This window comes from Bradyrhizobium sp. BR 10289 (assembly GCF_019455385.1).
In the GTDB taxonomy this organism is placed as follows: Bacteria; Pseudomonadota; Alphaproteobacteria; order Rhizobiales; family Xanthobacteraceae; genus Bradyrhizobium.
Window position 1 is genome coordinate 351415 of the sequence record NZ_JACOFR010000005.1, and the last position, 8104, is coordinate 359518.

Sequence of the window (8104 nt, forward strand, 5' to 3'; positions counted from 1 at the left end):
AGGCTGCCAGACGTTCGATTAAGGAACCCTCTGACATGGTCCAAGGTATTGCTCAACACGATGATCCCTTGCGTGATGCGCCACAGCATCCAGCGATCATGCGGCTGATGGACCGGATCGACACGCGCCAGGCGGTGGTGGCGATTGTCGGGCTCGGGTACGTTGGTCTTCCTCTCGCCCTTACTTTCGTCGCGCAGCGCTACACGGTTCTCGGATTCGACATAGACTCGGAAAAAGTAGGTTCTCTGAATGCCGGATGTTCCTACATCCGGCACATAGCGGCGGCCGACATATCAAATGCAGTGAACAGCGCACTTTTTTCCGCTACCACTGACTATGGCCGTTTGCACGAGGCAGATGCAATTATTCTTTGCGTTCCTACGCCGCTCACTCGGCATCGTGAACCCGACCTGTCCTACGTCTCAACGACCGTTGAACATCTCGTCCCTCATTTGCGCGAGGGCCAGCTAATTGTCTTAGAATCGACCACCTATCCGGGCACCACGCGGGAGCTAGTAATTCCAGTTTTGGAGCGCAGTGGCTTCAAGAGCGGCGTCGAGATCTTAGTTGCCTTTTCTCCAGAGCGAGAAGATCCTGGCAATCCCACGCACAATACCCGGTCGATTCCAAAGGTAATTGGTGGGGATGGGCCATGGGCGCTTAAAGCGGGTTGCGCTCTCTATGGCAACGTAGTCACGGCCACAGTACCCGTCTCTTCGCCTGAAGCAGCTGAAGCTGTAAAGCTAACGGAAAATATCTTCAGGTCGGTCAATATCGCACTTGTCAATGAGCTCAAGCTTGTCTTTTCAGCAATGGGAATTGACATTTGGGAAGTCCTTGACGCGGCGAAATCAAAGCCTTTCGGTTTCATGCCCTTTTATCCTGGCCCTGGGCTCGGCGGGCACTGCATTCCCATTGATCCGTTCTACCTGACTTGGAAGGCACGCGAGTTCGACATGTCAACTCGCTTTATTGAGTTGGCTGGTGAGGTGAATACCTCAATGCCTCGACATGTAGTCACCAAGGTCGCGGAAGCGCTGAATTTCAGGTTTGCGAAGAGCCTGAATAACTCAACCATTCTAATTCTCGGCCTTGCGTACAAGAAGAACGTCGAAGATATTCGCGAAAGCCCCGCGCTGCGCATTATCGAACTACTCGAGGCGCAGGGCGCCCGCGTCAGCTTTTATGACCCATACGTTTCTGTCATCCCGGTTACAAGGGAGCATATGAGCTTGGCGAATCGTCGCGGTATTCAACTGACAAGTGATGCAATGCACGAATTTGACGCGGTCCTGATCGTGACGGACCATGACGAGGTTGACTATCCAACCGTGGTAGCGAGTAGTCGATTGGTTGTGGACACACGCAATGCAACGCGAGCGGTCGAGCAATACCGCGAACGTATCGTGAAGGCTTAGTTCAAAATCGAATTCGATCATTAAGGCTTGGTCGTCGACAGGGCGAGCAAATCTGACGTCCTAACTAGTGCTCAGGCGGAGCGTCTGACGTTGATGCGGGTTACGCAACTGACTGAATTTGCGTCCCGACGAGCCTCGGGACTGTTTGCATCGGTGTGCGGTCTATCGACTGCTCTGCACGACAATTCTCTCGCTCAGGTGCGGGTGGTGGCCCGCCGTGACGATGCTAGCGAACTGGACAGGCTCAGCTGGAGGGGTGTCGATCTGGTGCACGTCGACACGACTAGAATACTATCGCTGATCACAGCTCGTGAAATGGCCGATGAATGTCTTCGTGCCCCGGTCGACATATTCCACGTACATAACTTATGGACTTGCGCTGAGCGGGCCATGGTGAACTTGCGGCGGCGTGGCATCGGTACTCCCTATGTGTTCTCGCCGCGCGGAAGCATGTCTCCTTGGGCTCTTGCTCACAGAAGGTGGAAAAAGCAATTATCTTGGCCTCTTTGGGAAAAAACGTTGATTGCGAACGCGACTTGCTTTCACGCACTCAACGAAGCGGAAGTCGAGATGATTCGACAAGTGGGGGCCAAAGGGCCAATTTGCGTGATCCCCAACGGCGTTAGCGTGCCTGCAACCATTTCTCGGAGTCTAAACCGCCGAGAGCGCAAGTTGCTATTCTTGGGTCGCCTGCACCCAATAAAGGGATTGTCCGAACTGATCAATGCATGGGGTCGCTTGCCTGCAAGGGTTCGGGATGAGTGGAAGCTTGTCTTGGCTGGCTGGGACGATAGCTTGCAAGCGGACGAATACCGCGCGCATGCGGCCAGAGTCGCGTCGGACAGCATTATCTTCCCGGGACCGGTCTTCGGCCCGCAAAAGGACGAACTGTTTAGAGACGCTGATGCCTTCATCCTCCCAAGCCACAGCGAGGGCCTACCAACCTCGGTCTTGGAAGCCTGGAGCTTCGGTTTGCCGGCGGTGATCACTGATGCGTGCAATCTGACCGTGGGAGTTAGCCGAGGCGCGGCCGTGCGGATAGCGCCAGAGGCAGACTCGATTTGCAACGTACTTACACACTTCCTGTCGCAGCCCGACCAAATTATGCAGAAGATGGGTCAAGCTGGGCGGCAACTGGTCGAGGAGAAGTTCAGTTGGAAGAGTGTTGCCGTCGAAATGGCTGCTGTATACCACTGGCTGCTCCACGGCGGAGATCGCCCCCGTTCAGTGGTCTTTTGATGGATCTAAGGTCGTACCTTTGTTGCTAGGTACTTAATAAAGGCTTTTCATGTGCGGCATCGTGGGACTTGTTAATTCGGTCGGGCCGATTGATCGTTCGCTCGTCGAGCGTATGACAGGGGCTCTCGCTCACAGAGGCCCCGACGATTCCGGGCTCTGGATGAGTTCGGACGAGCGCGTCAGCCTCGGACATCGCCGGCTCGCGATCATTGATCTCAGTCCACTCGGACATCAGCCAATGATCTCGGAAGACGGACTGACTGTGATCGTTTTCAACGGAGAAATCTACAACTATCACGAAGTGCGGGTCGCGCTCCAACAAATCGGAGTAAAGTTTCGGAGCGCGAGTGATACGGAGGTGGTTCTTTACGCCTATCGCGTTTGGGGGCCTGGCTGCTTGGACAGACTCGTCGGCATGTTTGCAATGGCGATCTGGGATCAACAGCAGGGGCGCCTCTTTGTGGCGCGCGACAGAGCCGGAGAGAAGCCGCTATTCTATATTCAAAAGGATGGGCGATTTGCCTTTGCGTCCGAATTAAAGAGTTTGCTCGTCGACCAAAGTCTACCCAGAAAAGTCAACCCTGAGGCGTTGGATGACTATCTTGCTTATGGGTACGTATCCGGTGGGTTGTGCATGCTTGACGGCTTCGCGAAACTTCCTGCTGCTCATTGGTTGACGTACGAACCTGAGAAGGACCGGCTTGTTGTCAATAGATACTGGGATCTGCCGCTTCATAATCCGTCAGAGAATCATCTAGAGGACTTAACAGACGAATTAGAGGCCTTGCTCACCCAAAGCGTTCGAGGCCAACTTGTGGCGGACGTTCCCGTCGGCGTACTCCTAAGTGGCGGGCTAGATTCGAGCTTGGTGGCAGCTGCGGCAGCGCGCACTGCTGGAAAGGGCGTGAAGACTTTTACTGTTTCGTTCCCCGGACATCCAAAATTCGACGAATCTGCGTATGCGCGCAGGGTGGCTGATTTCCTTGGGTCGGAACACACTGAGCTGGTAGCCGAGCCTGCCTCAGACGAATTGCTCTCGGCGTTGATCCATCAGTACGACGAGCCGATAGCGGACAATTCGATGATTCCGACGTTTATCGTAAGCCGAGCAATTAGGGGGAGCTGCACGGTAGCACTCGGTGGGGATGGTGGAGACGAGTTGTTTGGTGGATACGCGCATCATCCTTGGTTTTTGCAATTCGAACGCCTGCGAAGGTTGGGCTTGCACAGGCTGCGGCTCGAGACTTCTGCAGCGAATCTTGTTCCCATCGGAATAAAGGGTCGTAGCGCGTTGCTCGCTATGCTTAGCCTCAGCACACCACAAGCGGCTCTGACGAGATTGCTCGATCCAGTCCTGCGAGCCCGTCTTACGTCACGGCCGATTTCGTTCGCCCCTGAACTTCGACGATCCGGTTTAGCGAGCGGCCGCACTGGAATCGATGCAATCTGCGCAGCTGATTTTAGATCGTACATGTGCGACGATATTCTAGTCAAAGTGGACCGCGCGAGCATGTTGACGTCGCTAGAGCTAAGGGCGCCGATGTTAGATCACCGGATCGTCGAATTCGCATTTGGACGGCTATCCTCTAATGCGCGGGTCGATGGGAACAGCCGCAAGGTGATTCTCCGCAACCTGGCCAAACGCTGGCTTCCTTCTGATTTCGATAGTCACCGCAAACAAGGCTTCACAATTCCAATCCACAGTTGGTTTCAGGGACCGTGGAAGCACCTGATCCAAGATCTGCTCTTGGGCGGGTCTCCATTCTTCGACAAGCAAGTTCTTGGTCCTTTGATCTCCAAGCTGCAGGCGACTGAGAGAGGCGGGCACCGATTGTTTCAACTTATAGCTCTTGAGCTTTGGCGCCGAGAATACGGAGTTTCGGTTGTTACCTAGGAAGTGGATATGAGCGTCAACATACACGGCTCTGCTGCTTTTCCACCAAGAGTGACTTAATCAACGAGTACAACGGATCTTCGATGAAAGTGCGTAAAATCCGCTATTGCGTTTTGCAATGACTCGGCCTTTGCTCATTGCATTGATCTCAACTGATTATCCACCGTTGCGCACCTCAGCCGCAGTGCAGCTGCACGACCTTGCGCGAAAGCTTGTACTGTTGGGACATGATCCGATTGTGATCGTTCCTTCACCTCAGAAGACCGCCGCCTGGACACTCGAACGCATCGACGGCGTACAGGTATTGCGCGTGCATTCGCGGCCTACACGTGCTGCTTCGCGAGTGCTTCGCGTCATTTCAGAAATGCTCTTACCTTTTTCAATGTACTTGAATATTCGCCGGAGCCCGTTTAGGTCCGTTCGTTGGGATCTTATAGTTTGGTATTCCCCTCCCATCTTCTTCGGTCCTCTAGTTGCCCAGCTTCGGCGCACGTCAGATGCGCCGACTTATCTAATCTTACGCGACATATTTCCGGAATGGGCTGTGGATATAGGCTTGATGCGCAGAGGACCGATCTACGTCTTGTTCAAAACAGTCGCCGCAATCCAATATTTCGTGGCAGATACGATCGGCGTTCAGACTGAATCTAATCTAGCATACGTCTCAAGATGGGCCCGGCCTTCCCGTCGGCTTGAAGTTCTGCACAACTGGCTAACCGTCGAGCCAAATACGGGTTGCAGCATTGAGATCGAAAAAACGTGCTTGGCCGGCCGCAAGATCTTCGTCTACATCGGCAATATGGGAGTGGCCCAAGGCCTGGATCTCCTGATGGATCTGGTGGAGAGTATTCGAGATCGGAAGGATATCGGCTTCCTATTCGTGGGCCGCGGTACGGAATTTCCGTCCTGCCAAGCGCGGTTCCGAGAGGTGGACAATGTGCTGTTTCACCCGGAAATACCTGCTGCGGAAATTCCGGGTCTTCTCGCCCAGTGCCACGTCGGGCTCGTTGCGCTTCACCCGGACCATCGTACTCACAACATCCCAGGCAAATTCGTCTCCTACGTCCAATATGGATTACCTGTACTCGCGAGAATATCGGAGGGAACAGATTTGCAAGGGCTTATTGAAGATTACGGGATTGGCAAGGTTTACGTCGGAAGCTCCGTTAGGGATTTCCAAATTTTGGTGGGGCAGCTAGCTGATGATGAAGCTTTGCGACATACGATGTCAGTGCGGGCCAAGAAATTAGGGCAATCGTTGTTTTCTTCGGAAGCTGCGGCTCGACAGATTATCGCGTCCGCAGGTGCAAGCGAACAAATTCCCGGCTAAGCAAGCGCAGTACCTTTTTAGCTTCCTGCTTGCGATCAAGGAGCTTCTAGTCATCCTGAAGGAGGTGAGATTGCGGGTATTGGTAACAGGTGCTTCCGGATTCGTTGGCTCTGAACTCACGCCTGCGCTCGTGAGAGCTGGCTTTGACGTGCGCGCGGCTTCCCGACGCCGCACCCCTGTGGCGGAAGTCCCTGGCATTGAATGGATGAAGCTTCCCGATCTTGAATATGAGGTCGACTGGTCTCCACTGTTGGATGGCATAGAGGCGGTCGTGCACCTCGCTGCGATCGCTCATCGAACTCATGCTGACATCGGACAATACACAAGAGTAAACTGTCTCGCAGCTACGAACTTAGTGAAGGCGTGTGCGCAACGCGGCATAAGACGCTTCGTTTTTGTATCTTCAATTGGAGCCCAAGTTGGCTCCGCCGCGGACTACGTTGTGACCGAGAAACATGAACCGCGCCCGGCGAGCGCATACGATCGGGCGAAGCTTGCCGCCGAAGAACAGGTGCGTGCTACCAATGTACCGTTCACTATTCTAAGACCTGTCATCGTGTATGGGCCGAAGGCGAGAGCCAACATAGCCGCCATGATGCGCATAGCTATGCTTCCGTTGCCCCTTCCCTTCGCGGCCCTGAAAAATCGTAGATCACTGCTCTCGATCGATAATCTTGTTGAGGCAATCATCTTCTGCTTAAAAAATCCAGCGACCGCGAACCGTACTTTCATCGTTAGTGACGGAGATGCAATCACGCTTAGAGACATAATTGCAACTCTGAGGGGGGCAGCCGGACGAGCGCCGAACATGATTTGGGTCCCTTCCGGCATACTGAAGTTTGTTATGCTTTCACTTGGGCGCGGTCGGTTATGGGATCGAATCGGCAGGGACTTGGTTGCGAGCTCGGAGGAACTTCAACAGATCGGGTGGCGTCCCCTCGTTGATACACGAGCGGGGCTGGAGGCAATGATGCGGGAATTTTTGTCACAAACGAAGTAGCAGTTGCCTTGGCAGGCCCAAGGCTGGGAGTTCGTGGATGCGGGATTCTGTCAGGCGCGGCAGCACGTCGGGGGCCAAGGCTCTGGATCGATGTTGTTGAGCTTATCGGTGCCGATCAGGGTATAGACGGCTGCCGCACGTCCGCTATCGGGTATTTCCCTCGATCGACAGGCGCTGACCATTCGTCTTTTTTTCGGAGGCAGTTTGCAGCATTAGATTGACGAGTATAGCCGACTAGAGCGCGGGCAGGGCGCCCAGCCGGGACGTGACTAGTTCGGCTGCGATCTTCCGCTCACCGTTGCGCTGGTGCAACAGACTTGGCGCGCAGAGGTATGATAGGTGGTCTCTTGATTTTGGAGGACGATCGATGGATAGGCCGAAAATGATCGATTGGAACGGCACTGTCTTGAAGGGCTGGGTCGAAGTTGGTGGAGTTCCCAAAGAGGTTTTTGCTGACCGGGAAACCATCCATCGCCACGCACCCGGTTTTAGCGACGCGCTTACTTGGGAGATTGACCGCTTTCGAGACGAGATCTTCGAAAAGCTCATGCCGCATTTTCGTAGCGGCGAGTGCTAAGTAGGGATACCTCCGCAGCGGGCCTACCTCCTTCGTTCGGGGGAGATGACGGAAAGCTCCAACGTTGGGTAGGACAAGCAGTATCCTTGACTTTTACTTTGATATTTTGTGCTGAGTGGCCGTGGTTTTCTTTATCAAACGCATTCTTGACGTCAATAAGCGCGCTGCTCATTGGTTTTCTCTGGCCGATGTTGCTGACTGTCGCGATTGCCATTCGGATTGAAAGCGAGGGGCCCGCGACCGAATTCTGCGCGAGACCAGGTGGCTTGCGGTGATCCTAAACCGAGAACACAGCTGAACGTGGTCACGAAACTTTCGCATCTTACCTTGCGCAATTTCATGATCGCGCTCCACGACCTGCTGGCGACCACGGCGGCGCTGTTTGTGGCATTCTATCTGCGTTTCGAGGGCGGTGACGGCTTCTATGACCGTTTGCCGCTGCTGTTCCAGATCCTGCCCTATTTCCTTGCCTTCAGCGTGGTCGTGTTCTTCGTCTTCAATTTGACCACGACGAAATGGCGCTTCATCTCGTTGCCCGACGCGCTGAACATCATTCGCGTTGCCACCGTGCTGACGGTGGCGCTGCTGGTTCTCGACTACATCTTCGTCGCCCCCAATGTCCGCGGCGCCTTCTTCCTCGGCAAGG

Annotated in this window: 6 protein-coding genes and 1 pseudogene; all 7 read left to right on the plus strand. The window is 54.4% G+C overall.

Annotation, left to right across the window (positions count from 1 at the left end; genetic code table 11):
* Positions 1 to 98 precede the first annotated feature (98 nt).
* Positions 99 to 1418, plus strand: a complete 1320-nt coding sequence (locus tag HYH08_RS12710; RefSeq protein ID WP_220010149.1) for a nucleotide sugar dehydrogenase — start codon at positions 99 to 101, stop codon at positions 1416 to 1418.
* Between the two features lie 93 nt (positions 1419 to 1511).
* On the plus strand, positions 1512 to 2657 hold the full coding sequence (locus tag HYH08_RS37800) for a glycosyltransferase (protein ID WP_349631423.1): 1146 nt from the start codon (positions 1512 to 1514) through the stop codon (positions 2655 to 2657).
* Between the two features lie 49 nt (positions 2658 to 2706).
* Positions 2707 to 4551 carry an asparagine synthase (glutamine-hydrolyzing) gene (gene asnB / locus HYH08_RS12720; protein WP_220010117.1) on the plus strand — a complete coding sequence of 615 codons (1845 nt, stop codon included), beginning with the start codon at positions 2707 to 2709 and terminating at the stop codon, positions 4549 to 4551.
* A 130-nt stretch (positions 4552 to 4681) separates the two neighbouring features.
* Positions 4682 to 5881: a glycosyltransferase family 4 protein gene (locus HYH08_RS12725; RefSeq protein ID WP_228747770.1), complete on the plus strand. Its 1200-nt coding sequence runs from the start codon at positions 4682 to 4684 to the stop codon at positions 5879 to 5881.
* Positions 5856 to 6881 (plus strand): NAD-dependent epimerase/dehydratase family protein, encoded by a 1026-nt coding sequence (locus HYH08_RS12730; protein WP_220010118.1) that lies wholly within the window; start codon positions 5856 to 5858, stop codon positions 6879 to 6881. The genes HYH08_RS12725 and HYH08_RS12730 overlap by 26 nt, the downstream gene beginning before the upstream one ends.
* A gap of 382 nt (positions 6882 to 7263) precedes the next feature.
* On the plus strand, positions 7264 to 7458 hold the full coding sequence (locus HYH08_RS12735) for a hypothetical protein (protein ID WP_228747771.1): 195 nt from the start codon (positions 7264 to 7266) through the stop codon (positions 7456 to 7458).
* A 339-nt stretch (positions 7459 to 7797) separates the two neighbouring features.
* Positions 7798 to 8104, plus strand: a pseudogene (locus HYH08_RS12740) (capsular biosynthesis protein); the annotation flags it as partial.